This is a genomic window from Neisseria subflava, assembly GCF_003044645.1.
Classification (GTDB): Bacteria; Pseudomonadota; Gammaproteobacteria; order Burkholderiales; family Neisseriaceae; genus Neisseria; species Neisseria subflava_B.
Map to the genome: position 1 here is coordinate 170,122 of NZ_POXL01000005.1, position 25,955 is coordinate 196,076.

Here is a 25,955-nt window from a genome sequence, read left to right on the forward strand (position 1 = left end):
AAAGGCCATCTGAAAAAAGAAGACCTTAATTGTTATGTTCGGTATCACCGTCTTTAGACGGTTTTTGGGCGGGCAGGGATTTAACCGGTAAGTCGTCCGGCATTACCATGCCCAGTGAAATTACATATTTCAATGCCTGATCCACGCTCATGTCCAGCTCGCGAACGTCGCTTTTTTTAACCATGATGTAATAGCCGCCGGTCGGGTTGGGCGTGGTTGGGACGTAAACGGAAATATAGTCGTCATCTTGCGGCAGGCTGCCTTTGAGTTTTGCGGGGATATGGCCGGAAACAAAGGCTATCGTCCAAATGCCCGGTTGCGGAAAGGGAACCAGTACGGGGGTTTTGAACGAGCGGCTGCTGTCGGAGAGCAAGGATTCGGAAACTTTTTTAACGCTGGAGTAGATGGATTTGACGACGGGAATGCGTCCCAAAAGGCTGTCCCATGCGCCGAGAATCCGTCTGCCTAATACGTTGGCGGCGAATACGCCGGTAACGAACAAGACGACGGTGGCGGCAACAATGCCCAAACCGGGTATGTTGAATCCCCAGAAATGCTGGGGCTGCCAGCTTTCCGGCAATAGGCTGATCAGTCTGTCAGCGGCGGATATGATGTAGGTCATCGCCCAGATGGTTACGGCAATCGGCAACCAAACCAGTACGCCTGTAATCAGGTATTTCTTTAAAGCCTTGGCGATTTTTCCGCTTTCGGCTGCGGCTTCTGTCATCTTTGTTTCATTCCGGCAAGTTTTGCCCAAACTTTGCATTATACGCGTTTGGACGCTAGGAAACGAGTATTTTAAACGAATGGCTTGTTTTGTTTCATTGTTTCAGACGGCTGCCTTGATTGCAAAGGCCGTCTGAAACAATATGAGGAGAATCAGATGCCGTCCCAGTCGTTGAACATCAGGCCGAAGCCGATGCCGTTTTGTTTGTGGTTGTAATCAATCAGGCTTTCGCCGTAGCCGTGGAAGCCGCGGACAACGCCTTTGAGTTTGCCTTTGATGGGGAAAGTATAGGCCGCTTCAACGGCACCGCGTCCGCTTTTCGGGTTGTAACGCAGGACGGAATAAACATTTTGCTTATCGTTGAAACGGTATTGGACTTTCAAGTCGCCGTAGCCCATGTATTTGTTGATGTCCGGATTGTCATCGTCATCCCCTTTTTGGTCGAAGGCGCGCATCCAAACTCTAGGGATGACGGTCAGCTTGCCCCATTCCATGCCGGCCATGGCGTAAACCCGATTCCATGAGCGTGATTCGGGGCGGCTTTGACCATTAGACTGGTGAACAAAACCTGCGCCAACCATACGCAGTTTGCCGCCGAAAGGCAGGTCTGCTTTAACGGGTTGGGTAATGAAGATTTCGGGCTCGTAGTCGGTATTGCGGAACGGAGCGGATTTGCGGCCTTGGTTAAAGATTTGCCAGTCGGATTTTTGGGTGTAGCCAAACCATACGTCGGCACGGGTTTTGAATAAATCTTCGGCAATCTTGCTTTTGAAGGAAACCTGCATTTTGGTTTCGAGGCGTTTTTGCTCGCTGAATTTTTCCTGTGTGGTTACGCCGCGGCTGGGGGATTCCGGGTAATAGTTGGGGCTGCTGTTGTACCAAACGGGCATGAGGTACATAGGGTTGTGCTCGCGTACGCTCAACAGGCCGCGTGTGTCGTTTTTATCCAAATCGTACATCAGGCTTAAAGGCGTGTAGCTGTCGGCAGTTTCGCTTAGTACGTCGTCTGAAATATTCGGATGAGTAGGGTTGTCGAATACGATGGCCGCTTCTTTTTTCTCAATGCTCTTGCGAACGCTTTTTTCGAGGTCAACCGGTGTTTTGGCCGTTTCGGTTTGCGTTTGCGGCAGTGGGGATTGAGGAGGGAGTTGCGCCGAGTAGATGTTGTCGTAACACGCCAAACGGGTGGCGTTGTCTTGAATGGTGGTGCAGTGTAGGGCGGTATCGGCGGCGGCCAGCGGGGCTGCGGCAATGAATCCGATACTTAGGGAATGTTTCAACATCTTGTTCATGAGAGTTTCCGTTGTTTTTCAGACGGCCTGATGAAAGGGTAAATGGTTTTATTTAGTCGGTTTAGGCTGTGAATACGGCAATGCCCCTGAAAGGCAAGACCTCAGGGGCATCGTATCAGCTCGATTATCCTGCTTTGGTTGTCAGGATTTCCGGCATCTGCGTCAGTATTAAGCCAAGGCTTTTACTTTAGCAGACAGACGGCTTTTATGACGGGCTGCTTTGTTTTTGTGGAATACGCCTTTGTCAGCGATACGGTCGATGACTTTAACGGATTCTTGGTAAACTGCTTGAGCAGCAGCTTTGTCGCCGGCTTCAACTGCTTTCAACACTTTTTTCACAGCGGTACGGAATGCAGTACGCAGGCTGGCGTTGTGGGCGCGTTGTTTAACCGACTGGCGGGCACGTTTGCGGGCTTGTGCGCTGTTTGCCATATTGAATATCTCCTGAAAAATAAATTCTGTAAACGCGCAATTTTAAAGACAGATTTCCTTATATGCAAGCTTTTTCTCTATAAACGCGCGCAAATCAGCCGTATTTTGCCCAAAAACGACAGCCGGTGCAACGCTTTTGGGAAAAAGATGATGTTGCTTTGCCTTATTTCAATAAAAATCAGATGGATATTGCTTTTCGTTTGCTTACGTTTCCATTACAATAGCCGAACTCTGCGCCGGGGTGTTTATGGGGTGCAGGGTTTCTTATTTATTGACATTAACCACTCTTTCATCAGGAATCTGCCCGTATGAAAAAATCTGTATTAGCCGTGTTGGCCGCATTGTCTTTGGCCGCGTGCGGCGGTGGCGAGAAAAAAGCCGAGCAACCTCAAGCAGGCAGCGCGCCTGCTGCCAATGCCGAAGCAGCCGCTACCGATACTTTGAATATCTACAACTGGTCAAACTACGTTGACGAAAGTACAGTCGAAGACTTTAAAAAAGCCAACAATTTGAAGCTGACTTACGATTTGTATGAAAACAACGAAACGCTGGAAGCCAAAATGCTGACCGGTAAATCCGGCTATGACTTGGTTGTGCCCGGTATTGCCTTCCTGCCACGTCAAATTGAGGCAGGTGCGTACCAAAAAATCAATAAGGATCTGATTCCGAACTACAAAAACATCGACCCTGAATTGCTGAAGATGTTGGAAACCGCCGACCCGGGCAATCAATACGCCGTTCCATACTTCTCAGGTGTGAATACGATTGCGATTACGGCGAAGGGCAAGGAGCTTTTGGGCGGCAAACTGCCTGAAAACGGCTGGGATTTGCTGTTCAAACCGGAATACACCAACAAGCTGAAATCTTGCGGCATCGCTTTGTGGGATACCCCGAGTGAAATGTTCCCAATCTTGTTGAACTACTTGGGTAAAGATCCTAAAGGCTCGAATCCTGAAGATTTGAAAGCGGCGGCGGAAGTGTTGAAGTCTATCCGTCCTGATGTAAAACGTTTCAGCCCTTCCATCATTGACGAATTGGCGCGCGGCGATATCTGCTTGGCGGCAGGTAACGGCGGCGATTTGAACTTGGCCAAAGCGCGTTCCGAAGAAGTGAAAAACAACGTCGGCATTGAAGTGTTGACGCCGAAAGGCATGGGCTTCTGGATTGAATCTTGGCTGATTCCGGCCGATGCGAAAAACATCGTCAATGCCCACAAATACATCAACTACACACTTGATCCCGAAGTGGCTGCGAAAAACGGTATCGCCGTAACCTTCGCACCTGCCAGCAAACCTGCACGCGAAAAAATGCCTGCAGAGCTGGTGAACACTCGTTCTATTTTCCCGAACGAACAAGACATGAAAGACGGTTTCGTCATGCCTCAAATGAGCGCAGATGCGAAAAAACTGTCTGTTAACTTGTGGCAAAAAATCAAAGTCGGTTCAAATTAATATTGAGCTGATTGGTTGAAACGAAGGCCGTCTGAAATTTTTCAGACGGCCTTTTTTTGATATCCCAATCTTTATCGTTTCAAAGCCAAAGTCAATACGCCTGCGGTTACCAAGCCTAAGCCTATCCATTCCTGTGTGCTTGGACGTTCGTCTAAGAAAACGACGGCCATCAGGGCGACCAAGACCAGGCTGAATTTGTCGACGGGTGCGACTTGCGAGGCGTTGCCCAGTTGCAGGGCTTTGAAGTAGGCAAGCCAAGATGCTCCGGTAGCGAGGCCGGATAGGATGAGGAATGTCCAGTTGCGGCCGGTAAAGCCGTTCACGCCCTGCCATTTGCCGGTGTAGGTTAAAAACAATACCAAAGCGGCGAGGATGACCAAGGTGCGGATAAAGGTGGCGAAATCTGAATCTATACCCTGTAAACCCATTTTGGCGAAAATAGCGGTCAATGAGGCGAAGCCTGCCGATGCCAATGCCCAAAACAGCCATGCGTTGCTGCTCATGTTTTATTCCTTTGTTTCAAATTGTTGACAATATGAATCCGCTTGTTGATGAAATATCGAAATTTTCACTGCGGTTTGTCTTTGGAAAACGCTATAATAGAACTAATATTCTTTTTCTTCCAGCCGTCTTTATTATATTGTTTCAGACGGCCTTTCCCTCTCTCAATAAAGGAAAATCATGAGTTTCAAAACCGATGCTGAAATTGCCCAGTCTTCCACCATGCGCCCGATTGGTGAAATTGCCGCCAAGCTGGGTTTAAACGTTGACAACATCGAGCCCTATGGTCATTACAAAGCCAAAATCAATCCTGCCGAAGCATTCAAGCTGCCGCAAAAACAAGGCCGTCTGATTTTGGTTACCGCCATTAATCCGACTCCTGCGGGTGAGGGTAAAACCACTGTAACCATCGGTTTGGCGGATGCATTGCGCCATATCGGTAAAGACTCTGTTATCGCCCTGCGCGAGCCTTCTTTGGGGCCGGTGTTTGGTGTTAAAGGCGGCGCGGCAGGCGGCGGCTATGCCCAAGTTTTGCCGATGGAAGACATCAACCTGCACTTCACCGGCGACTTTCACGCTATCGGTGCGGCGAATAACTTGCTTGCCGCCATGCTCGATAACCATATCTATCAAGGCAATGAGTTGAACATCGATCCGAAACGCGTGCTGTGGCGTCGCGTGGTCGATATGAACGACCGCCAGTTGCGCAACATCATCGATGGTATGGGCAAACCTGTTGACGGCGTGATGCGTCCCGATGGTTTTGACATTACCGTTGCCTCTGAAGTGATGGCGGTATTCTGTCTTGCCAAAGACATCAGCGATTTGAAAGAGCGTTTGGGTAACATCCTTGTTGCCTACGCCAAAGATGGCAGCCCTGTTTATGCCAAAGATTTGAAAGCGAATGGCGCGATGGCGGCATTGCTTAAAGATGCGATTAAGCCTAACTTGGTACAAACCATCGAAGGCACTCCGGCCTTTGTACACGGCGGCCCGTTCGCCAACATCGCCCACGGCTGTAACTCTGTAACTGCCACTCGACTGGCGAAACACCTTGCCGATTACGCCGTAACCGAAGCAGGCTTCGGCGCGGATTTGGGCGCGGAAAAATTCTGCGACATCAAATGCCGTCTGGCTGATTTGAAACCAGATGCGGCTGTTGTCGTGGCTACTGTCCGCGCTTTGAAATACAACGGCGGCGTGGAGCGTGCCAACCTCGGAGAAGAAAACCTCGAAGCGTTGGCAAAAGGCCTGCCTAATCTGCTGAAACACATTTCCAACCTGAAAAACGTATTTGGCCTGCCTGTGGTGGTTGCCATCAACCGCTTCGTGTCCGACTCCGATGCAGAATTGGCCATGATTGAAAAAGCCTGTGCGGAACACGGAGTTGAAGTTTCTCTGACCGAAGTATGGGGCAAAGGCGGCGCGGGTGGTGCAGACTTGGCGCACAAAGTCGTCAACGCCATCGAAAACCAACCGAATAACTTCAAGTTTGCCTACGATGTTGAGTTGAGCATTAAAGACAAAATCCGTGCGATTGCCCAAAAAGTGTATGGTGCGGAAGATGTTGATTTCAGCGCGGAAGCGTCTGCCGAAATCGCTTCACTGGAAAAACTGGGCTTGGACAAAATGCCGGTCTGCATGGCGAAAACCCAATATTCTTTGAGCGACAACGCCAAACTTTTGGGCTGCCCTGAAGGCTTCCGCATTACCGTGCGCGGCATTACCGTTTCTTCTGGTGCGGGCTTCATTGTTGCCTTGTGCGGCAATATGATGAAGATGCCGGGTCTGCCGAAAGTTCCGGCTGCCGAGAAAATTGATGTGGACGCAGAAGGCGTGATTCACGGCTTGTTCTGATTTAGATTGATTTTGAAATAGATAAAGGCCGTCTGAAACGAGGTTTCAGACGGCCTTTTATAATTTAAGTGAATTTCAACCGGCTTTTTAAGAAATTGAAGAAATTGTCTATCATGTCGAACATCGTATTGCGGTCTTCGCCAAACAAAGAAATGCTGCGGTCCTTACTGATTCTGTCATAAGCGGCAAAAATGGTTTTCAGCTCTTCGGTGGTCAAGCGCAGTTGCTTTTCGTACAAGATGCGGCTTAAGAGCGTTACTTCCGTCGCGTTCAAATCAGGGAAGAGATGACTTATCCACAACTCCATGGTGTATTGGACGGATCTGTTGATTTTGTCTCTTTTTTTGCTTTCTTGATTTGTGTGTATCCTGTAAGACAACAAAGACTCGGGCAGGTTGGCAAAGGTTTTGCCATGTAGGGCGCATTGCACCCACATATGGAAATCGGGCGCAGTCTCTGTCGCGGTGTAGTTTATCCCGAGGTTTTTAATGCTATCGTGCCGCCACATGGTGGTGGGGTTGAACATGTTTTGAGCGGCAAAGGAGAGAAAGGCTTTAATGTCTTTGTCGAGCAGGGGCAGATCGCTTAAAACGGGTTCTCTTCCGGTTTGGTCGTCGAAAAAGATGGTGGCTTGGCTGCCGACAATATCGATTTCGGGATGGCTGTCTAAAAACTGAATCTGTTTTTCAAAACGATCCAAGGCGCAAATATCGTCTGCGTCCATTCGTGCCACATATTCGACCTTTACGTCTTTGAGCATATCCATGGCAAATTGGCAGGCAAACGGCTCGCCCCTGTTTTCCGGAAGGTGGAAAACCTGCAAACGTGAATCTTTAGTTGCGTAAGCCTCGAGGATTTCGCCGGTTTTGTCTGTTGAAGCATCGTTGATGGCGATGACGAAAAAGTCACGGAATGTTTGATTCAATACCGAATCCAAGCATTCGGGCAAATAAGCTTCGGCACAATAGGCCGGCAAAATAACGGCGAGTTTCATGTTTGCTTTCGATGTGTTTTGATGTGTAGTCGGTGGAAGATTTTACTATAAATTTCCCAAAAGCTAAGGCCGTCTGAAACCTTATTTTCAAGTTTTCAGACGGCCTTAGTGTGAATCCGAGATACGGATTATTTAACGATTTGGTTCAATTCGCCTTTGGCGTATTTGGTTGCCATTTTTTCCAAAGAAATCGGTTTGATTTTGTCGGCTTGGCCTTCGCAACCGAATGCGAGGTAGCGGTCAAGACAGATTTGTTTCATGGCTTCGACGGTTTTGCTCAAGTATTTGCGCGGGTCGAATTCGGATGGGTTTTCTGCCATGAAGCGGCGGATGGCACCGGTAGAGGCGAGGCGCAAGTCGGTATCGATGTTGACTTTGCGCACGCCGTGTTTGATGCCTTCGACGATTTCTTCTACGGGTACGCCGTAGGTTTCACCGATTTTGCCGCCGTGTTCGTTGATGACTTTCAGCCATTCTTGCGGAACGGAGCTGGAGCCGTGCATCACGATGTGGGTATTAGGCAGGGCTTGGTGGATTTCTTTGATGCGGTCGATACGCAATACGTCGCCTGTGGGCGGACGAGTGAATTTGTATGCGCCGTGGCTGGTGCCGACGGCAATAGCCAATGCGTCAACGCCGGTATCTTTAACGAAACGTACGGCATCTTCAACGCTGGTCAGCATTTGGTCGTGGGAAAGTTTGCCCACTGCGCCGACGCCGTCTTCCTCGCCGGCTTCGCCGGTTTCGAGGTTGCCCAATACGCCGATTTCGCCTTCAACGGACACGCCGCAAGCGTGGGAGAAGTTAACGACGGTACGGGTGGCGTTGACGTTGTATTCGTAAGAAGAAGGGGTTTTGCCGTCTTCCATCAGCGAGCCGTCCATCATCACGGATGAGAAGCCCAGTTGGATAGAGCGTTGGCACACATCAGGAGATGCGCCGTGGTCTTGGTGCATCACGACAGGGATGTGCGGGAATTCTTCGACTGCGGCCAAAATCAGATGGCGCAGGAATGGGGCACCTGCGTATTTGCGTGCGCCTGCGGATGCTTGAACGATAACGGGGGCGTTGACTTGGTCGGCCGCCTCCATGATGGCGCGCATTTGTTCGAGGTTGTTAACGTTGAATGCGGGCAGACCGTAGCTGTTTTCGGCAGCATGGTCCAATAATTGGCGCATGGATACGAGTGCCATGAGGAGCTCCTGAAGTAGTGAAGGGTAAATTTATCCGATAAATTATAATGTTTTTTGCTATGAAAAACTACAAGCTGCTACATTGTTTTTATATATTAACGAACAGGGTCTCGGTTTATAATGGCGTAGTATTGAAAACGGGTGTGCAAAATGGATAGGATTTCGGTGGCCGAGTGTGATAAGCCTTTGTTTCAGACGGCCTTGACGGTACAGGTGGGCGATGTGAACTATGGCGGCCATCTGGCGAACGATGCTGTGTTGCGTTTGTGCCATGAAGTGAGGATGCGTTGGCTGGCGAAGCTGGGTTGGAGTGAAATGGATGCCGGAGGGGCAGGCCTGATTATGGCGGATGCGGCGGTGCAGTATTTGGTGCAAGGTCATCATGGCGATGAGCTGTCGGTGGAAATGGGGGCGGCAGGCGTGGCCGGTGTGGGCTTTTCTTTGTTGTACTGTATCCGCAGGATTTCAGACGGCCTTGTGCTGGCGAAAGTGCAGACGGGCATGGTGTGTTTCGATTATGGCAAGCAGCGTGTCTGTCGTCTGCCTTCGGCCTTGAAAGCAGCATTGGAGGCCGTCTGAAATGGAGGAATCAAACAATTTTGCACTCCATTTTGAACGCTATCTGAAAACCTTGCTGCAACAAGGCAAGTCGGAGCATACCGTTTCCGCTTATCGGCGCGATTTGAGTGAATTGATGCGCCTGTTGCCCGTTAATCTGGAAAACGGCCTGCCGACGCGCCGTGATTTTGTGGCGGTATTGAAAAAGCTGTCGCAAAAGGGCTTGAGCGAAAGCAGCTTGGCGCGGAAATTGTCGGTATGGCGGCAGTATTGCAGTTGGCTGGTGCAGATAGAAGTCATGGAAAGCGACCCGACATTTAATATGAAAGCGCCGCGCCTGCCCGAGCGTCTGCCCAAAGCGCTGCCGCAAGAACCTTTAAACCATATTCTTGACCATGCGCCTGTTGATGACGAGTTGGACGTACGCGATAAGGCCATGTTTGAATTGATGTATGGCAGCGGATTACGCCTGAGCGAGATACAAGGTTTGAATCTGGACGGTATCGTTTTGGACGAAGGCTGGGTCAGTGTGAAGGGTAAAGGCGGCAAGCAGCGGCAAGTGCCTTTGGTGGCTAAAAGCATTGCGGCATTGCGCGATTATTTGGCGGTGCGTATTGCCAAAGAGGGCGAGCAGGCCTTGTTTATTAATAAGAACGGCGGCAGGCTGGGGCAACGTCAAATCCAAAAACGCCTGCAGGCGTGGGCAGTGCGCGTGGGCAGTGCCAGCCATATCTCGCCGCACATGATGCGCCACAGCTATGCAACCCATCTTTTGCAGGCATCGGGCGATATCCGTGCTGTGCAGGAATTGTTGGGGCACAGCAACCTTTCTGCTACGCAAGTTTATACGAAGCTGGATTTTGACCATTTGGCGCGTGTTTATGATGAAGCACACCCAAGGGCGAAACGGAAAAAATGATTTTGTTTGAATCAGGCCGTCTGAAAGAATGTTTTCAGACGGCCTGATGTTTTATGGATAAAAAATATAGATGATTTGAAACCATTTGAATTTTTATCGGTCTGATGAGGTTTCGATATTGGTTTAATGTGCGGATAGCATAAACGCCGGAAGAATAGGCTGTTTTGTCTTACCGATTATCTTTTAAAACTACCTTTTGTTTGATAATATTAGTAATGAGAGCTAATATCATATTATGATATGCAGCCTTTAAAACAGCAGGTCTATAAACTTTCTCTATAAGCATTAATGCTTATTTTGACTGTAAAACGACTTGCAAACGGGAATTGTTGCTATTAACATAACGGAATTATGGATAAAAAACGAATTTTAACTCCAGCCGTCGTGACTTCCGTTGCGTTGATTCACGTCGGCTTGGTTGCACTTTTATGGCACGCGCACAAACCGCCTCCTGTCGAAATGGCGAATATTGAATTTGTCGATTTAGGCGATTTCGGCGGTGGCGACGGTAGTCCTGAGGGCGAAGGCGCACCTGCAGCCCCCGAGCCTACCCCAGAACAACCGAAACCCAAGCCGAAACCCAAACCTAAGCCTGTCGAGCCGCCCAAACCTGTTATCAAACCTGTGGTAACGAAAAAAGAAAAAGCGGATATCGTGCAGCAAAAGGAAAAACCGAAACCTATCGAGAAACCTAAGCCTGAGCCTAAGCCGGAACCCAAACCTGAGCCGAAGCCCGAGCCAAAACCTGAACCAAAACCAGAGCCGAAGGCAGAACCTAAACCGTCTCCCAAAGCATCTGAATACTCAGGCAGCAAAACCGGGCCGAATACTGCTGAAAACGGTAAAGGCAACGGAGAAGGTAAAGCCTTGGGCGGAGAAGGAAAAGGCAACGGCGGCGGTACGAAAGGTGCAGGCAGCGGCCGTGGCGAAGGCAGCGGATCCGGCAGCGGCGGTGCGAAAGGCGAACATGGCTCCGGTACCGGTGGTGGCGGAGGTGGCAGCGGTACAGGTGCCGGCAGCAGTAAAGGCAATCCTGCAAAAGGAACCTGCCATATTCCAAGACCTCCGTATCCTTCACTGTCCACTGAAAATGGTGAAGAGGGCTTGGTTGTTTTGAAAGTCTTGGTTGGTCCCGGCGGTAAAGTGGATTCAATTAGTGTGAATAAATCAAGTGGTTATAGTCGTCTGGATAATGCAGCGCGTAAAGCCGTTAAAGATGGTAGCTGTCATGCAAGCGTTTGGACTGAATTTAAAGTACCTGTCAAATTCACGCTCGAATAAGTATCTAGGCCTAAGCTGATTGATTAGAAAATATATGCTGTTGGGAAATGATTTATTTTAAATGACCCGATAGAAATTTTAATTTTATTTTTAACTTGGAAAAATTATGGATTTAAGTTTAGTTTTCAAATCAGGTGATGTGGTACTGATTGGTGTATTTGTCCTGATGTTGTTGATGAGTGTGGTAACGTGGAGCGTTATCGTGATCCGCTGCATCAAATACCGCAAAGCGAAAAAAGGCAATGCTCAGGTAAAAGAGTTGATGCTGAATGCGTTTACTCTGGCCGATGCTGTACAGAAAGCCAAAGCGGTAGAAGCACCAATGAGCAATGTTGCCGATGAGTCTCTGCGCGCATACCAAAACTACCGTCAAACGACAAGCAAATCGCTGATTGACGAATTGCCTTTGAACGAATACTTGGTTGTTCACATCCGCAACAGCATGTCCCAAACCATGCGTCAGTTCGACTACGGTATGACTGCTTTGGCCTCTATCGGCGCAACCGCTCCGTTTATCGGCCTGTTGGGTACTGTTTGGGGTATTTACCATGCCCTGATCGGCATCAGCGAAAGCGGTCAAATGAGCATTGCTGCGGTAGCCGGTCCGATTGGTGAGGCTTTGGTATCGACTGCCGTCGGCCTGTTTGTAGCGATTCCGGCTGTATTGGCATACAACTTCCTCAATCGTGGTACAAAAACCATCGCGCAAGATATGGACGCATTTGCACATGACCTGCATGTCCGCCTTCTGAACCAAAAGGATTAAACCATGGCTTTCGGATCAATGAATTCCGGCGATGATGCGCCGATGTCGGATATCAACGTGACACCTTTGGTGGACGTGATGCTGGTGTTGCTGATTGTATTTATGATTACCATGCCGGTGCTGACCCACTCGATTCCTTTGGAGTTGCCGACTGCTTCGGAAAAAGCGGCGAAAGAGGATAAGCAGCAGCCTAAAGATCCTTTGCGTTTGAGTATTGATGCCAGTGGTGCTTATGTCGTTGGCGGCGATTCCGATACCAAAGTGGATTTGGCAACGGTAACTGCCAAGCTGAAAGAAGCCAAAGCGAAAAACGAAGATGTGATTGTGGCGATTGCGGCGGATAAAGCGGTTGAATACGATTACGTCAACCAAGCCCTGCAAGCGGCGCGCGAAGCCGGTATCAGCAAAATCGGTTTTGTAACGGAAACCAAAGCGCAGTAATCTTTTGAATACAGTAAAGGCCGTCTGAAATTTGAGTAAAGTTTCAGACGGCCTTTTGTTGTATTTGGTAACTATATGTCCAGGCTGTATAATTAGCGGATTAAATTGAATAATGACAATACAGGAACCACTATGACAGAAACCATCGAGCGCGACAGTATGCAATACGATGTCGTGATTGTCGGCGCAGGCCCGTCGGGTTTGTCTGCCGCCATCAAACTCAAGCAGCTTGCCGAAAAGAATGGACGCGAAATCAGCGTTTGTGTGGTGGAGAAGGGTTCGGAGGCCGGTGCGCACTCGCTGGCCGGTGCCATCATCGATCCGATTTCTTTGAATGAGTTGATTCCTGATTGGAAAGAAAAAGGCGCGCCGCTGACGCGTACAGTGACAAAGGACAGGGTTTTGTTCCTGACCGAGAAAAAAGCCTTCAACTTGCCGGTTACCCCGAATTTTGACAACCATGCGAACTATATTGCCAGCTTGGGCGAAGTCGTGCGCTGGCTGGCGGAGCAGGCGGAAAATTTGGGCGTGGAAATCTATCCGGGCTTTGCCGCCGCCGAAGTGCTGTATCACGAAGACGGTTCGGTCAAAGGCATTGCGACCGGCAATATGGGTGTGGGAAAAGACGGCGAACCGACCGATTCATTCCAGCCAGGCATGGAGCTTTGGGCGCAGCAAACCATATTTGCCGAAGGCTGTCGCGGCTCGCTTTCCAAGCAAGTCATTGAACAATTCAAGCTTGACCAAAACAGTGAACCGCAAACTTACGGCTTGGGCATTAAAGAAATTTGGGAAGTGCAGTCTGAAAAACATCAGCCCGGTTTGGTCATGCACAGCGCAGGCTGGCCGTTGGACAGCAAAACCTACGGCGGCTCGTTTATTTATCATTTTGACGAAAACAAAGTCGCTGTCGGCTTTGTGGTCGGCTTGGATTATCAAAACCCTTATCTGTCGCCGTTTGAAGAGTTCCAACGTTTCAAAACCCATCCCGAAATCCGCAAAACCTTCGAAGGCGGCCGCCGCATTGCTTATGGCGCGCGTTCGCTGATTGAAGGTGGTTTGCAAAGCCTGCCGAAACTCTCGTTCAAAGGCGGCGTTTTGGTCGGCGATGCGGCGGGTTTCCTCAATATGCCGCGTATCAAAGGTATTCATACTGCGATGAAATCCGCTATGCTCGCCGCAGAAGCCGTGTTCCCCTTGTTGGAAAACCTTGAAGAAGTGGAAAGCTTCGACAGCGGCAAAGAGGCAGTGGATTATCAGCAACGTTTTGAACAAAGCTGGCTGTATCAAGAGCTTTACGCCGCGCGCAATGTCCGTCCGTCATTCAAATGGGGCGTTTACCTCGGCTCCGTCTATACCGGTATCGACCAAATGATTTTCAGAGGCAAAGCCCCGTGGACTTTGAAACATCACGGCAAAGACAACGAGCAGCTCAAAAAAGCTGCCGAATGCAAGCCGATTGATTATCCGAAACCCGACGGCGTGTTGACCTTCGACCGTTTGAGCAGCGTTTTCCTTGCCAACCTTGCGCACGAAGAAAACCAGCCCGACCATTTGGTGCTGAAAAATCCGCAAGTCATGATAGACGTAAACTACAAAGAATACGCCTCGCCCGAAACCCGCTATTGTCCGGCCGGCGTGTATGAAATCGTCGAAGAAAACGGCAGTCCGCGTCTGCAAATTAATGCCGCTAACTGTGTTCATTGCAAAACGTGCGACATCAAAGACCCGACGCAAAACATCACTTGGATTTGCCCTGAAGGCGCGAGCGGACCGAATTACGGCGGAATGTAATTTATTGTTTTGAAGTCAAAACCTAAAGGCGTCTGAAAAGTTTCAGACGGCCTCTATCCTATTATTTCATCAATGGAAGCATTATGAACACGCACATTTGGCAGGCAGGCCGATTTGAAATCGCCTTAGACAAACCCAAAATCATGGGCATCGTCAATCTAACCCCCGATTCATTTTCCGATGGCGGCACCTATTCGCAAAATGTCTCAACAGCATTGGCACATGCCGAGCAGCTACTGAAAGACGGTGCGGATATTCTCGATATCGGCGGCGAATCTATGCGCCCGGGTTCGGATGATGTTTCTCTCGGAGAAGAAGAATGGGCCAGGGTACAGCCGGTTTTGGCGGAAGTCGCCAAGTGGAATGTTCCCGTCAGCTTGGACACGCGCCACACGGCAATCATGGAAAAAGCCTTGGCGCAAGGCGGCGTCGATATTATCAACGACGTTGCCGCATTGAGTGATGAAGGCGCAGTCGCATTGCTGGCGCAACAGCCTAATACAGGCGTGTGTCTCATGCACATGCAGGGTTTGCCCAAAACCATGCAGCTTAATCCGCAATATCAAGATGTCGTCGAAGAAGTCGCGCGTTATTTAAAAGCACGCGCGGCAGAATGCGTTCAAGCAGGCATTGCCCCTGAACGTATCACGCTAGACCCCGGCTTCTGTTTCGGCAAAAACCTGCAACACAACATCACACTGATAAAACATTTGCCTGAGTTGATGGACGCAACCGGATTCCCCCTTCTGATCGGCGTATCGCGTAAAAGTATGATTGGCGAGCTGACAGGCGAACAAGATGCCGCCAAACGCGTACACGGCAGCGTCGCAGCCGCTTTGGCCACAGTGGCTAGAGGAGCGCAAATCATCCGTGTTCACGATGTCAAAGCAACATCGGACGCTTTGAAAGTTTGGGAAGCATTGGGCATATCGGCATAATACCCGAATAGAAAACCAACAGGCCGTCTGAAACATTGGCCCGGTATCTTGAACAAGAAACAAGTTATGCTATAATCCGCATCTACTCTTGACGGGTCTGTAGCTCAGGGGTTAGAGCAGGGGACTCATAATCCCTTGGTCGTGGGTTCGAAACCCACCGGACCCACCAAATATTAAAAATGCCCGAGGCTTTTGGCTTCGGGCATTTTTGTATTTATTGGTTTGCGAAAGATTGGAATATAATGTCGACAATAGCAATTCGGTTATGTCGTCCAATATGTTTTTTAGGGAAAATTCTTTTTAAAAAAGAAGGAGTAGTTTGGTGGAGTTATTGCCTTATTTTCTGTTTTGTTTAGTATTTTTGTATTTTATTGCAATTATAATTAATCTAGTAATGCTATATAAAATATTAAAATCAGAAGGGATGGATATAGGTTTTTTTGAATATCTATTTACTCATAGAAGTATGCAATTAAAATTTTTCAAGATACTGTTTGGAATGCAAAAAGTCTCCAATAAATTTTATCTGAAAATATTAAGAATAAATTTTACGGTTGCTATGATTATTCTTATTTTAGGTTTTTCTGTTGTCTTATATTCGACATATTTAGCATAAAAATGAACCTATCGAATGAAAGTCAGCTATTTAACTGTAGAGTGTTTTGTAAACCAATGCCGTCTGAAAATCTTCATTTCAGACGGCATTTTTAATTATTCAAGTAATACCATTTCAGTATGGCTGGATTGTTTTCAGACGGCCAGAAGATTTAGTCGGCCGTTCCGCGTATTTCGTTAATCGGGATGCGCGGTGTATAAAGTATGTCGTAAGTCGGCTTGTCCAGCAGATCTTGCAGTGAGTATTGATCTAAATGGTTGAAGAAGGCTTTGATGGCGCCGGTGATGATACCGGTCAGTCGGCAGGAAGGGGTGATGAGGCATTCGTTGTTGTCACCCATGCATTCGACAACCTGCATCGGCTCAAGATGGCGCACCACTGCACCGATATTGATGTTTTCAGGATTGTCTGCCAAGCGCAAACCGCCGCCTTTGCCGCGCACGCTGACCAGAAAACCGCCTTTGACTAATGAGGTAACCACTTTCATCAAATGGCTTTTGGAAATATTGTAAGTCTCGGCAATGGTGCCGATATTGACGAGGGTGTCGTCGTTGATGGCGGTATAAACCAATACGCGCAATCCGTAATCGGTATGTTGGGTCAGATACATGGCTGGCTCTTTAGATATTTTTATTATATGTCAAAAGCGTAGTGCTTGGAGAGGGGCTGTTTGACTTTATGTGGGATTGGGTTTCATAATATCTGAAACATTTGAATTAATCCAGTTTGACAAACTGTTACCATTATAACGAACTTATGAAGCCCTTGAAACGCCATCCTGCCTTAATAGAACTTTCCCGCGAACATCATGGCTCGCTGTCGTTGTGCGTCCGTCTCCTGCGTACGCCCGATCAAAGCCATCAGGCGGAGCTGGATCCTCATTTTATTGAGCTTGAGCCACATTTTTTGGAAGAGGAAACCATGTTTGCGCCGTATTGGGATAAAATTGACCCTGCGTTGCGGCAGCGTTTTGAAGGCGATCATGCTAAATTGCGCGCGATGATGGCGCATCCTGAATATATGAATGAATCATGGAATAAGGAGTTTGCTGTCACTTTGCGCGATCATGCGCGCTTTGAGGAGCGCGAGCTTTTCCCTGCGATTGAACCTTTTTTGCCTTTGCCTGAAAATGTGTAACAGGGAAGGGAATCGATGGCCGTCTGAAAAGTTTCAGACGGCCTCTGTTGCTGTTTTATGATGATATAAAAATTGAAGGAACCACCATGACCGATTTGTTCAAACACCCGGTTTGGGCAATGGCCTTCCGCCCGTTTTATTCGTTGGCGGCTTTGTATGGCGCATTGTCTATACTGCTTTGGGGCTTCGGCTTTCAGGGAACGCCTGAGTTGTCGGGTTTTTATTGGCATGCCCATGAAATGATTTGGGGCTATGCCGGATTGGTTGTCATTGCATTCTTATTGACGGCCGTGGCGACTTGGACAGGCCAGCCGCCGACACGCGGTAAGGCTTTGGCCGGCTTGACCGCATTTTGGCTGTTGGCCCGCATTTGTATGTTTATCCCCGGTTGGGGGGTAACGGCAAGCGGCATATTCGGTACGATCTTTTTCTGGTATGGCGCGGTATGCATGGCTTTGCCGGTAATCCGTTCTCAAAACAAGCGCAACTATGTTGCCGTGTTCGCTATTTTTGTTTTGGGCGGCACCCATTTCGCGTTCCATATGAAAATGCAGCCGTTTGATGCCATCGCGCTGATGACCGGTTTGCAATCCGGTTTGATTATGGTGGCCGGATTTATCGGTTTGATCGGTATGCGGATTATCTCGTTCTTTACGTCCAAGCGCCTGAATGTGCCGCAAATTCCCAGCCCTCAATGGGTAGCGCACGCATCGCTTTGGCTGCCTATGCTGACCGCCATGCTGATGGCGCATAACATTTTGCCGGGACTGGCCGCGTTGTTTGCTCTGGCTGCCGGTGTGATTTTTACCGTGCAGGTGTACCGCTGGTGGTATAAAGCCGTGCTGAAAGAGCCTATGCTTTGGATTTTGTTTGCCGGCTATCTGTTTACCGGCTTGGGTTTGATTGCGGTCGGTCTTTCCTATTGGATTTCAAACTTCCTGAATTTGGGCGTGCACCTTATCGGCGTTGGCGGTATCGGCGTGCTAACTTTGGGCATGATGGCACGAACCGCGCTTGGCCATACCGGCAACTCCATTTATCCGCCGCCTAAAGTGGTTCCTGTTGCCTTTTGGTTGATGATAGCCGCAACGGTTGTCCGTGTTTTGGCAACCTTTGTGAGCGGTACAGCATATACGCACAGTATCCGTTGCTCCGCCGCTTTGTTTGCCGCTTCTTTGCTGTTGTACGCATGGAAATATATTCCTTGGTTGATCCGTCCGCGTTCGGATGGTCGTCCGGGTTAACGGTTTGGCGAAATGAGAAGGCCGTCTGAAAAGTTTCAGACGGCCTTTATTATTGATAATAAAAAAAGCCTTTCAGAATATGAAAGGCTTTTATTGAAACTGTGGCCTCGCCAACAGGAATCGAACCTGTATTTTACGCTTAGGAGGCATACGTTCTATCCGTTGAACTATGGCGAGGCGGTAAAGGAGGGGATTTTAAACCTTTCCGGCAAAAAAAGACAATAAGCCGGCGGCAATCAAAGGGCCGACCGGAATGCCGCCGACAAAGGCAACGCCGATGACCGTGCCGATTAATAATCCGGTTACCAAAACAGGCTGTTCGCTCATCAATGGAACGCCGCGTCCGGCAAGCCAGGCAACCAAAATGCCGATAAGGACGGCGGCAATCATTTTGAAATTGATAAACTCGGAAACCGGCGGAATCTGGATTTTACCGGAAATCAGCGGGCTCAATACACCGATGGTCAGCAGGATAATGCCCAGATGCAAACCGTGTTTTTCCACCAAGGGAAGATATTGCGACAAGGCCGTCTGCTGCATGAGCAGCAATACCGCTGCCGAAATCGTAATCGAGTTGTTGTTGCTGACGACGCCCAAAAAAATCAGCGTAACCAGAAACAAAGGGACAAAGCTGAAATTCATCGGATTAAGATACTCGGGCCAAGGATTCTTTTGCCAGTTGGATCATGGCATCTTTGACTTCGCTGTCAGGCAATACGTCCAATGAAGCGATGGCTTTGTCGACGGCTTTTTTCGCCTCGGAAATCGAATACGGCAAAGCGTCGGAGTTGACGACGTAGTTGTGGATTTTTTCAAAATAGCTGCGGTCGGCATTTTCCAAAGCATGGCGCACATCGTTTGCTGCTTGCTCGGAGCCGTTTCGCATCAGGTAAATCAATGGCAGGGTAGGTTTGCCTTCTGCTAAATCGTCGCCGACGTTTTTGCCGATTTCTTCGGTTTCGCCTGAATAGTCCAATACATCGTCAATGATTTGGAAAGCCGTACCGACGTACATGCCGTAGTCTTTCAAGGCTTGCTCGTATTCGGGGGAAGCCTTGCCCAAAATTGCGCCGACTTGTGCAGCCGCTTCAAACAGTTTTGCTGTTTTGTATTGGATAACTTGGACGTATTGCTCTTCGGTAATATCCGTATTGCCGATGTTCATCAGCTGCATGACTTCGCCTTCGGCGATGATGTTGGTCGCATCTGCCATCACTTCCAAGATACGCATGCTGCCGGAGCCGACCATTAGTTGGAAGGCGCGTGTATAGAGGAAGTCGCCGACCAAAACAGCCGCCGCGTTGCCGAAGAGGTTGTTTGCGGTTTTACGGCCGCGGCGCAAATCGCTTTCATCGACGACATCGTCGTGCAGGAGGGTGGAGGTGTGGATGAATTCCACCATCGCTGCCAGCGAGTACAGCTTTTCATCGTCATGCCCGACTGCTTTACCTGCCAAAATGGTAATAATCGGACGCAGGCGCTTACCGCCCGCGCTAATGATGTATGTGCCGATTTGCGAAATCAGCGCAACATCGGATTGAACAGCTTGGTTGATGACCGCATTAACTTTGGCAAGGTCATCGGGCAGGTGGCGTTGGAAGTAAGGCAGGTTTTCGAGCATAAAACATTCTCTGTTGATAAAATGGAGCGGGGGCTCCAATGAATCTGTTTAAACCCGTACATTCGGTCGGGGTAATAATGTTGCATAAAGATATCAGCAATCCAGCGCGTGATTATATCAGTTAAAAAGCATGCAACATATCTTTCAGACGGCCTTTTCACTTGTAAATAAAATAAATTTTGACAAAACAGGCAAATAGAAATAGAATAGCTCGTTTCGCACATGGTGTGCGGAATGTTAACCTAATTCTCATGGAGTTGAGTATGTACGCGGTCGTAAAAACCGGCGGTAAACAATACAAAGTTTCCGTTGGCGAAAAATTGAAAGTAGAACAGATACCAGCCGAACTCGACAGCCAAATCGAACTGACTGAAGTTTTGATGATTGCTGACGGCGAATCTGTAAAAGTAGGCGCACCTTTTATCGAAGGCGCAAAAGTAACAGCTAAAGTCGTTGCTCATGGTCGTGGCGAGAAAGTACGTATTTTCAAAATGCGTCGTCGCAAACACTACCAAAAACGCCAAGGCCATCGCCAAAATTTCACCCAAATCGAAATCGTGGCAATCGCCTAATTTCAAGTAAGTTCAGGAGTATTACAAATGGCAAGTAAAAAAGCAGGCGGTAGCACCCGCAACGGTCGCGATTCAGAAGCCAAACGCTTGGGCGTTAAAGCCTACGGCAACGAGCTGATTCCGGCAGGCTCTATCATCGTTCGTCAACGAGGTACTAAATTCCACGCAGGTGACAACGTAGGCATGGGCAAAGACCACACTTTGTTTGCTAAAGTCGACGGTTACGTTGAATTCAAAACCAAAGGCGCGCTGAACCGTAAAACCGTCAGCATCCGTCCTTACACTGGTTCTGAAGAATAATCGTTTTACGATTGAAAGCCGCATTCCCTTTTCGGAATGCGGTTTTTGTTTGTCAGGCTGTTTTGTCTGTTTAATAAAATCCGTATGTCTTGAAGCTTGATTTATATTAAGGCTAAAGTAAAAACGCGCTTACAATCGATGGTCTTTGTTTTATTCTATCGACTCTTTCTATATAATCTATCAAATGCCTTTGATTTACCCTCATGTAGCTAAACACAGTAAACTTAAGGCCGTCTGAAAAAATCCGTATCAGTTGAATACAAGGAATTCCTCCCATGAGCTTACACAGTGATATTCTCGTCGTCGGCGCAGGCCCTGCCGGATTAAGTTTTGCCGCAGAGTTGGCCGGAAGCGGTTTGAACATAACCCTGATTGAAAGAAGTCCTTTAGAAGTGTTGCAAAATCCGCCATATGACGGCCGTGAAATCGCACTGACACACTTGTCGCGCGAAATCATGCAGCGATTGGGTATGTGGGATTTGATTCCAAAAGACGAAATTTATCCTTTGCGCGATGCCAAAGTGTTGAACGGCCATTCCGATTACCAGCTCCACTTCCCGCAACCGACTCAGGCGCGTGGCGAGTCTGCGGACTGCTTGGGCTATTTGATTTCCAATCACAACATCCGTAAAGCCGCTTATGAAGTCGTGTCCAAATTGGACAACGTGAAAATTCTGACCGGCACCAATGTTAAAGAAGTCAAAACTTCTGACGATGAGGCGCAAGTTATTTTGGAAAGCGGCGAAGTATTGACCGGCCGTCTGTTGTTGGCCGCCGATAGCCGCTTCTCGCAAACGCGCCGTCAATTGGGCATTTCTTCCGATATGCACGATTACAGCCGTACCATGTTTGTGTGCCGCATGAAGCATACTCTGTCCAACCTGCATACTGCATATGAATGCTTCCATTACGGCCGCACTATTGCGTTACTGCCTTTGGAAGAACACTTGACCAATACAGTGATTACGGTGGACAGCGATAAAGCCGAAACGATTAAAAATATGTCGCCGGAAGAGTTGGCTGCCAGCGTGAAAGAGCAACTCAAAGGCCGTTTGGGCGATATGGAATTGGTCAGCACTATTCACAATTATCCTTTGGTCGGTATGATTGCCCAACGTTTCTATGGTAAACGCAGTGCGTTGATCGGTGATGCTGCAGTCGGTATGCATCCGGTGACTGCGCACGGTTTCAACTTGGGTCTGGCAAGTGCCGATCTTTTGGCTAAATTGGTTCTCGAAGCCGAGCAACGCGGTCAGGATATTGGTGCGAAGAGCCTGCTGGAAAAATACAGCACCAAGCATATGTTCCACGCACATCCGATTTACCACGGCACCAATATGTTGCTGAAACTCTTTACCAATGAAACTGCTCCGGCGAAACTGCTGCGCGGTTTGGTATTGCGTGCAAGCAATAACTTCCCTCCGCTGAAAAAACTGATTACCAAACAATTGACCGGTTAATTGCTTAAAACATAAAAGGCCGTCTGAACGATTAAAGTTTCAGACGGCCTTGTTTTTTTATCTATTGTTTATTTGGCTAAAACCGATTCGGGCATTTCTTGACGGACGTTTAAGGAAGTCAGTTTTTTGGTCAAGATGCTCAATACGATGCCGTAGGCGGGCAGGAAGAAGAGGGTGCAGATGGCAAGTTTGAACAGATAATCGACAAATGCGATGCCCTGCCAATTTGCCGCCATAAATTCATCGTTGCTCGCGTAAAAGGCAACGGCAAAAAACACCAGCGTGTCCAAAGCGTTGCCGACCACGGTGGAAGCAGTAGGGGCAGCCCACCATGATTTCAGACGGCGTAATCTGTTGAACACGAAAATATCGAGGATTTGCCCGAGTGCATAGGCGGAAAAGCTGGCCAATGCGATGCGGCCGACGAAGGTGTTAAACTCGGCCAAAGATGCCCAGCCTGTCCAGTTGCCGTCATGAAAGAGGACGGAGAAGACGTAAGAGAGCAGAAGGGCCGGGAGCATCACCCAAAAAATAATCCGTCTCGCCAATGGTGCGCCGAAAATGCGCACGGTCAGGTCGGTAGCGAGGAAGATAAAGGGGAAGGAGAATGCGCCCCAAGTGGTAAAGATACCGAAAATTTGAAAGGGGAACTGCACCAGATAGTTGCTGGCGGCAATAATAAAAATATGGAACAGTACCAGCCAGAAGAGCGCTTTCTTCTGCTGTGCGGCAGTAAATTCGTACATGGGAATCTTTCGGAAGTTTTTCAGACGGCATGAAGCCTTGCGAGACTGTGCAATAGAAAAAGTCTTGCAATGAAAAGGGCGTTAGGCCGTCTGAACGGGATTATTGTGCATCGTGCTCAAACAGGCGTTTGCGTGCCAAAGCTTCAAACTCTGTGCCTGCTTTGCCGTAGTTGGCAAACGGATGAATGGCGATGCCGCCACGCGGTGTGAATTCGCCGAATACTTCGATGTATTTCGGATCCATCAGGGCGATGAGGTCTTTCATGATGATGTTGACGCAGTCTTCATGGAAGTCGCCGTGGTTGCGGAAGCTGAAGAGATAGAGTTTCAGTGATTTGCTTTCCACCATTTTGATATGGGGGATGTAGCGGATGTAGATGGTGGCAAAGTCGGGCTGGCCGGTCATCGGGCAGAGGCTGGTGAACTCGGGGCAGACGAATTTGACGAAATAGTCGTTGTCTGGATGTTTGTTGTCGAACGCTTCCAAAATTTCAGGCGCATATTCGCTCGGGTATTGGGTTTTCTGGTTGCCCAAAAGGGAGATGCCTTGCAGCTCTTCGTTGTTGCGGGACATGAGGTTTCCTTAGTTTTTTAATGTGGGAGGTTTTCGAACCACGGGGTGCGGATTGTAATATAAATTGCATGGCTTGTGCGGATTTTATAGCGATGAATCAGCAGGATAGGTTTCAGACGGCCTGTTTTGTATTTTATGAAACCTGTTTTCCGCTTTACAATAGCAGCCAATCAACAGGCCGTCTGAAAGTTTCGTATGTCTTTATCCCAACCCAAACGTATTCTGATCATCAAATTGCGCCATCATGGCGATGTGCTTTTGAGCACGCCGGTGGTCGATGCGCTGAAAACCCGTTTCCCCGATTGCGAAATTGATATGCTGGTGTATGCCGGTACGGAGCAGCTGATTGCCGATAATCCGCAGATTGCGCAGATTTTTACCATTGATCGAAATTGGAAGAAGCTGGGCGTATTCAAGCAGTTGGCGTGTGAGAAAAACCTTTTGTCTAAGCTGAAGGCACGCGATTACGACTGGGCTTTCAATCTGTCTGACCAATGGCGCGCGGCGGTAATCGCCAAACTGTGCGCCCGTTGCAGCGTGGGTTTTGACTGCATCAAGCGCGACGGTTTCTGGTGGCGTTTCTGTCATGATTTTATCAACCATGAGCTTGATACCAGCCATCATATCGTTGAAAACCAGTTGAATATCCTTGCGCCGCTTATCCAGCCGGAAGACGTGGCCGATGCGAAGGTACGCCTTTGGGTGGCACAAGATGCAAGGGAAAGCATGCGGCAGAAATTGCGTGAGCAGGGGTGGAGCGGCGAAGATTATGTGTTACTGCACCCGGGTGCGCGTTGGCATTTCAAATGTTGGGAAGACGGCAAAAACGCCGCCATCGTACAGCTTCTGCTCAACAGCGGGCAGAATGTCGTATTAACTGCTTCTCCCGACACTGTCGAGCAATACATGCTTCAGGAAATTATAGGCCGTCTGAATATTCCGGAAGGCAGAAAAGTATATGTGCTGTCCGGATGCTTGAGTCTGCGTGAATTGGCGGCGGCCATTGAGGGCGCCAAACTGTTTGTCGGTGTCGATTCCGCACCGATGCATATCGCTGCTGCTTTGGATAAACCGCAAATCGCTTTGTTTGGCGCGTCATGGGTGGATAAATGGCGTCCGTATTCCGAACAGGCTGAAGTCATTTATGCCGGCGATTATGCCGAATTACCCAACCCCGACAGTATCGATACCAACGATCCGACACGTCTATTGAAAGCGATTCCGTTGCAGGATGTGTGGGATAGAATTTCTACCAAATTGGAAGCATTGGAGGCTTAAAACCGTTTACCACGATCCGTTAAACGTTTTAGCTTTGCGCCAAAATGCCCATTTGGAACGGCGGCCGATTTCCAGTGTGCCGCCGTTTTCGCCGTCTGTGGCAATGCATACGGTTTTCAGACGGCCTGAAGCGAGTGCGTCCCATAAAGGCGCAAACCAACGGGTTTCCCAGCCTTCCAAAATATCTTTGTATGCCCAAACATCGCCTGTTTGTAAGGTGGAAACCAAGTCGTCCAAAAAGATAAGGCCGTCTGAAACCGTGTTGTCTGTTTCTTGAACCATCTCAAACCAAGCCTTCAAATCGTATGGCGCATCGAGTTTGGGCGTATCCGAAAAACGCGCCCATACGCTGTCTGAGGCGACAATATCCGCAGACTGTGTACCGTCCGCATCATTCCACAGCCACAAACCGTTGATTTCCGGCAATCCTTGTTGTTCACGCGCTTGGTTAATCGGATGCGTGTGGAGAAACATTTGGATTTCCGTCTGCATGGCCAACCAAGACACCGCATCTTTGCCGTGTGCCTGACCGTCCATTTCCGGCTGCCCGCACACATCCAAAACACATTCCGCTCCCCAATCTTCCGTTGTCGGCATACTGAGCAGCCACATGCTTTCGCAAAGCGGCTCGAATTGCCAATCTTTATCTTGATAAAACGCCGACAAATCCACACATAACCGTTGCACCTCCTCTTTTTGGATGCCGATAAACTCGCCGCTGATAATGTTGACATGGTGCATGCCCATTTGTTGCCAAACCGGAGAGGCAAAAGCGGCTGTGCGTTTTTGGCTTGTGTGGCGTAAACGTTGCACTTGGGCAATAAGGCTGCCGTTCCACAAATGGCGTCCGTAAAATTCAGACGGCCTGAGTGTTTCTTTGTGTAATGTGCCGTAACGCAAAAGACGGTTAAAAGCAGGTAAGGCAAGCTCAGGGACGGATTCGTCGGCAAAGCGGTTGAGCGAGGGGAGGGCGAGGGTCAGCTTCATAAGCGCAAACAGATAGGAAAACCGTTATTTTACGCGACAAATGATGCGTTTCGGAATCTTGCCCTCATACCCTGAAAAAGAGCCGTTCAGACGGCCGGTTTGGAAAAAACGGGCTGTCATGCTAAAATGTGTGGCGTAAATTTCAGAAAAACAGGGTGTAAATCAACACAATAGCCCTGATAATAACGTCAATCTCAAACACGACCTCATTCATTCCGAATGAAAACCTGATTTTCAGATCGGAAAAAAGACTTCAAGTCCTTTATCCCCAAAACT

The 25,955-nt window shown here is 48.8% G+C and carries 27 protein-coding genes, 2 tRNA genes and 1 riboswitch; of the genes, 16 read left to right on the forward strand and 13 right to left on the reverse strand.

Translation table 11 applies throughout. The features are described 5' to 3' along the window. Positions 1 to 25: 25 nt before the first annotated feature. From DBY97_RS07110 to rpsT, 3 genes are all read right to left on the reverse strand, one after another. Complete coding sequence (locus DBY97_RS07110; RefSeq protein ID WP_107857961.1) at positions 26 to 727, reverse strand: DUF502 domain-containing protein; 702 nt, start codon at positions 725 to 727, stop codon at positions 26 to 28. A 152-nt stretch (positions 728 to 879) separates the two neighbouring features. Further along, the gene (locus DBY97_RS07115) at positions 880 to 2,019 is read right to left on the reverse strand and encodes a phospholipase A (protein ID WP_107857930.1); all 1,140 of its coding nucleotides are present in this window, start codon (positions 2,017 to 2,019) and stop codon (positions 880 to 882) included. Between the two features lie 168 nt (positions 2,020 to 2,187). Further along, the gene (rpsT, locus tag DBY97_RS07120) at positions 2,188 to 2,451 is read right to left on the reverse strand and encodes a 30S ribosomal protein S20 (RefSeq protein ID WP_002212556.1); all 264 of its coding nucleotides are present in this window, start codon (positions 2,449 to 2,451) and stop codon (positions 2,188 to 2,190) included. A 308-nt stretch (positions 2,452 to 2,759) separates the two neighbouring features. Between rpsT and DBY97_RS07125 the strand changes: the two genes are divergently transcribed. Next, positions 2,760 to 3,902: an extracellular solute-binding protein gene (locus DBY97_RS07125; protein WP_049321971.1), complete on the forward strand. Its 1,143-nt coding sequence runs from the start codon at positions 2,760 to 2,762 to the stop codon at positions 3,900 to 3,902. Positions 3,903 to 3,973: 71 nt separating this feature from the next. On the opposite strand, the gene DBY97_RS07130 is transcribed toward DBY97_RS07125, so the two are convergent. Further along, positions 3,974 to 4,405 carry an EamA family transporter gene (locus tag DBY97_RS07130; RefSeq protein ID WP_003680126.1) on the reverse strand — a complete coding sequence of 144 codons (432 nt, stop codon included), beginning with the start codon at positions 4,403 to 4,405 and terminating at the stop codon, positions 3,974 to 3,976. A 178-nt stretch (positions 4,406 to 4,583) separates the two neighbouring features. Here DBY97_RS07130 and DBY97_RS07140 point away from each other — a divergent pair, with 178 nt between their 5' ends. Beyond that, the gene (locus tag DBY97_RS07140; protein WP_070829886.1) at positions 4,584 to 6,260 is read left to right on the forward strand and encodes a formate--tetrahydrofolate ligase; all 1,677 of its coding nucleotides are present in this window, start codon (positions 4,584 to 4,586) and stop codon (positions 6,258 to 6,260) included. Positions 6,261 to 6,324: 64 nt separating this feature from the next. Here the strand turns inward: DBY97_RS07140 and DBY97_RS07145 are convergent, their stop codons facing one another. Both DBY97_RS07145 and fba read right to left on the reverse strand, forming a co-directional pair. Then, positions 6,325 to 7,254, reverse strand: a complete 930-nt coding sequence (locus DBY97_RS07145) for a glycosyltransferase family 2 protein (protein WP_107857931.1) — start codon at positions 7,252 to 7,254, stop codon at positions 6,325 to 6,327. A 128-nt stretch (positions 7,255 to 7,382) separates the two neighbouring features. After that, entirely contained in the window at positions 7,383 to 8,447 is a 1,065-nt protein-coding gene (gene fba / locus DBY97_RS07150; RefSeq protein WP_003686828.1) for a class II fructose-bisphosphate aldolase, read from the reverse strand. Between the two features lie 150 nt (positions 8,448 to 8,597). Here fba and DBY97_RS07155 point away from each other — a divergent pair, with 150 nt between their 5' ends. The 8 genes from DBY97_RS07155 to DBY97_RS07190 all read left to right on the forward strand — a co-directional run bounded on the left by DBY97_RS07155 (position 8,598) and on the right by DBY97_RS07190 (position 15,313). Then, positions 8,598 to 9,026, forward strand: a complete 429-nt coding sequence (locus DBY97_RS07155; protein ID WP_107857932.1) for an acyl-CoA thioesterase — start codon at positions 8,598 to 8,600, stop codon at positions 9,024 to 9,026. A gap of 1 nt (position 9,027) precedes the next feature. Further along, positions 9,028 to 9,924, forward strand: a complete 897-nt coding sequence (locus tag DBY97_RS07160; RefSeq protein WP_107857933.1) for a tyrosine recombinase XerC — start codon at positions 9,028 to 9,030, stop codon at positions 9,922 to 9,924. A gap of 351 nt (positions 9,925 to 10,275) precedes the next feature. Further along, positions 10,276 to 11,205: an energy transducer TonB gene (locus DBY97_RS07165; protein ID WP_107857934.1), complete on the forward strand. Its 930-nt coding sequence runs from the start codon at positions 10,276 to 10,278 to the stop codon at positions 11,203 to 11,205. Between the two features lie 106 nt (positions 11,206 to 11,311). After that, positions 11,312 to 11,971 carry a MotA/TolQ/ExbB proton channel family protein gene (locus DBY97_RS07170; protein ID WP_049332314.1) on the forward strand — a complete coding sequence of 220 codons (660 nt, stop codon included), beginning with the start codon at positions 11,312 to 11,314 and terminating at the stop codon, positions 11,969 to 11,971. A 3-nt stretch (positions 11,972 to 11,974) separates the two neighbouring features. Further along, positions 11,975 to 12,412: an ExbD/TolR family protein gene (locus tag DBY97_RS07175; RefSeq protein WP_003686804.1), complete on the forward strand. Its 438-nt coding sequence runs from the start codon at positions 11,975 to 11,977 to the stop codon at positions 12,410 to 12,412. A gap of 132 nt (positions 12,413 to 12,544) precedes the next feature. Beyond that, on the forward strand, positions 12,545 to 14,206 hold the full coding sequence (locus tag DBY97_RS07180; protein WP_107857935.1) for an electron transfer flavoprotein-ubiquinone oxidoreductase: 1,662 nt from the start codon (positions 12,545 to 12,547) through the stop codon (positions 14,204 to 14,206). Between the two features lie 83 nt (positions 14,207 to 14,289). Further along, positions 14,290 to 15,144 carry a dihydropteroate synthase gene (gene folP, locus DBY97_RS07185; protein WP_107857936.1) on the forward strand — a complete coding sequence of 285 codons (855 nt, stop codon included), beginning with the start codon at positions 14,290 to 14,292 and terminating at the stop codon, positions 15,142 to 15,144. A 93-nt stretch (positions 15,145 to 15,237) separates the two neighbouring features. Continuing rightward, positions 15,238 to 15,313, forward strand: a tRNA-Ile gene (locus tag DBY97_RS07190). Positions 15,314 to 15,911: 598 nt separating this feature from the next. On the opposite strand, the gene DBY97_RS07200 is transcribed toward DBY97_RS07190, so the two are convergent. Continuing rightward, positions 15,912 to 16,370 carry an RrF2 family transcriptional regulator gene (locus tag DBY97_RS07200; protein ID WP_004518811.1) on the reverse strand — a complete coding sequence of 153 codons (459 nt, stop codon included), beginning with the start codon at positions 16,368 to 16,370 and terminating at the stop codon, positions 15,912 to 15,914. 146 nt (positions 16,371 to 16,516) lie between these two features. On the opposite strand from DBY97_RS07200, the gene DBY97_RS07205 reads away from it, so the two are divergent. Then, positions 16,517 to 16,897: a hemerythrin domain-containing protein gene (locus tag DBY97_RS07205; RefSeq protein ID WP_049321982.1), complete on the forward strand. Its 381-nt coding sequence runs from the start codon at positions 16,517 to 16,519 to the stop codon at positions 16,895 to 16,897. Positions 16,898 to 16,983: 86 nt separating this feature from the next. Then, on the forward strand, positions 16,984 to 18,141 hold the full coding sequence (locus tag DBY97_RS07210) for an NnrS family protein (RefSeq protein WP_107857938.1): 1,158 nt from the start codon (positions 16,984 to 16,986) through the stop codon (positions 18,139 to 18,141). 102 nt (positions 18,142 to 18,243) lie between these two features. Here the strand turns inward: DBY97_RS07210 and DBY97_RS07215 are convergent. The 3 genes from DBY97_RS07215 to ispB form a co-directional block, all read right to left on the reverse strand. Then, positions 18,244 to 18,318: transfer RNA gene (locus tag DBY97_RS07215), tRNA-Arg, on the reverse strand. Between the two features lie 18 nt (positions 18,319 to 18,336). Next, positions 18,337 to 18,783: a DUF441 domain-containing protein gene (locus DBY97_RS07220; protein ID WP_107857939.1), complete on the reverse strand. Its 447-nt coding sequence runs from the start codon at positions 18,781 to 18,783 to the stop codon at positions 18,337 to 18,339. Between the two features lie 4 nt (positions 18,784 to 18,787). Then, positions 18,788 to 19,762, reverse strand: coding sequence for an octaprenyl diphosphate synthase (ispB, locus tag DBY97_RS07225; protein ID WP_107857940.1), 975 nt, complete (start codon positions 19,760 to 19,762; stop codon positions 18,788 to 18,790). Between the two features lie 263 nt (positions 19,763 to 20,025). Here ispB and rplU point away from each other — a divergent pair, with 263 nt between their 5' ends. The 3 genes from rplU to ubiM all read left to right on the forward strand — a co-directional run bounded on the left by rplU (position 20,026) and on the right by ubiM (position 22,094). After that, positions 20,026 to 20,334, forward strand: coding sequence for a 50S ribosomal protein L21 (rplU, locus tag DBY97_RS07230; protein ID WP_002216394.1), 309 nt, complete (start codon positions 20,026 to 20,028; stop codon positions 20,332 to 20,334). Positions 20,335 to 20,361: 27 nt separating this feature from the next. After that, complete coding sequence (gene rpmA, locus DBY97_RS07235; protein ID WP_002212328.1) at positions 20,362 to 20,634, forward strand: 50S ribosomal protein L27; 273 nt, start codon at positions 20,362 to 20,364, stop codon at positions 20,632 to 20,634. 275 nt (positions 20,635 to 20,909) lie between these two features. Further along, positions 20,910 to 22,094 (forward strand): 5-demethoxyubiquinol-8 5-hydroxylase UbiM, encoded by a 1,185-nt coding sequence (gene ubiM / locus DBY97_RS07240; protein ID WP_107857941.1) that lies wholly within the window; start codon positions 20,910 to 20,912, stop codon positions 22,092 to 22,094. A gap of 68 nt (positions 22,095 to 22,162) precedes the next feature. Here the strand turns inward: ubiM and DBY97_RS07245 are convergent, their stop codons facing one another. Then, positions 22,163 to 22,840, reverse strand: a complete 678-nt coding sequence (locus DBY97_RS07245) for a 7-cyano-7-deazaguanine/7-aminomethyl-7-deazaguanine transporter (RefSeq protein WP_107857942.1) — start codon at positions 22,838 to 22,840, stop codon at positions 22,163 to 22,165. A gap of 100 nt (positions 22,841 to 22,940) precedes the next feature. Then, positions 22,941 to 23,414 (reverse strand): preQ(1) synthase, encoded by a 474-nt coding sequence (gene queF / locus DBY97_RS07250; protein WP_003748427.1) that lies wholly within the window; start codon positions 23,412 to 23,414, stop codon positions 22,941 to 22,943. A 3-nt stretch (positions 23,415 to 23,417) separates the two neighbouring features. Beyond that, a riboswitch (PreQ1 riboswitch) is annotated at positions 23,418 to 23,462 on the reverse strand. A 147-nt stretch (positions 23,463 to 23,609) separates the two neighbouring features. Here queF and rfaQ point away from each other — a divergent pair. Next, positions 23,610 to 24,692, forward strand: a complete 1,083-nt coding sequence (rfaQ, locus tag DBY97_RS07255; RefSeq protein ID WP_107857943.1) for a putative lipopolysaccharide heptosyltransferase III — start codon at positions 23,610 to 23,612, stop codon at positions 24,690 to 24,692. Positions 24,693 to 24,698: 6 nt separating this feature from the next. On the opposite strand, the gene DBY97_RS07260 is transcribed toward rfaQ, so the two are convergent. Further along, the gene (locus DBY97_RS07260; RefSeq protein ID WP_107857944.1) at positions 24,699 to 25,679 is read right to left on the reverse strand and encodes a hypothetical protein; all 981 of its coding nucleotides are present in this window, start codon (positions 25,677 to 25,679) and stop codon (positions 24,699 to 24,701) included. Between the last annotated feature and the right edge of the window lie 276 nt (positions 25,680 to 25,955).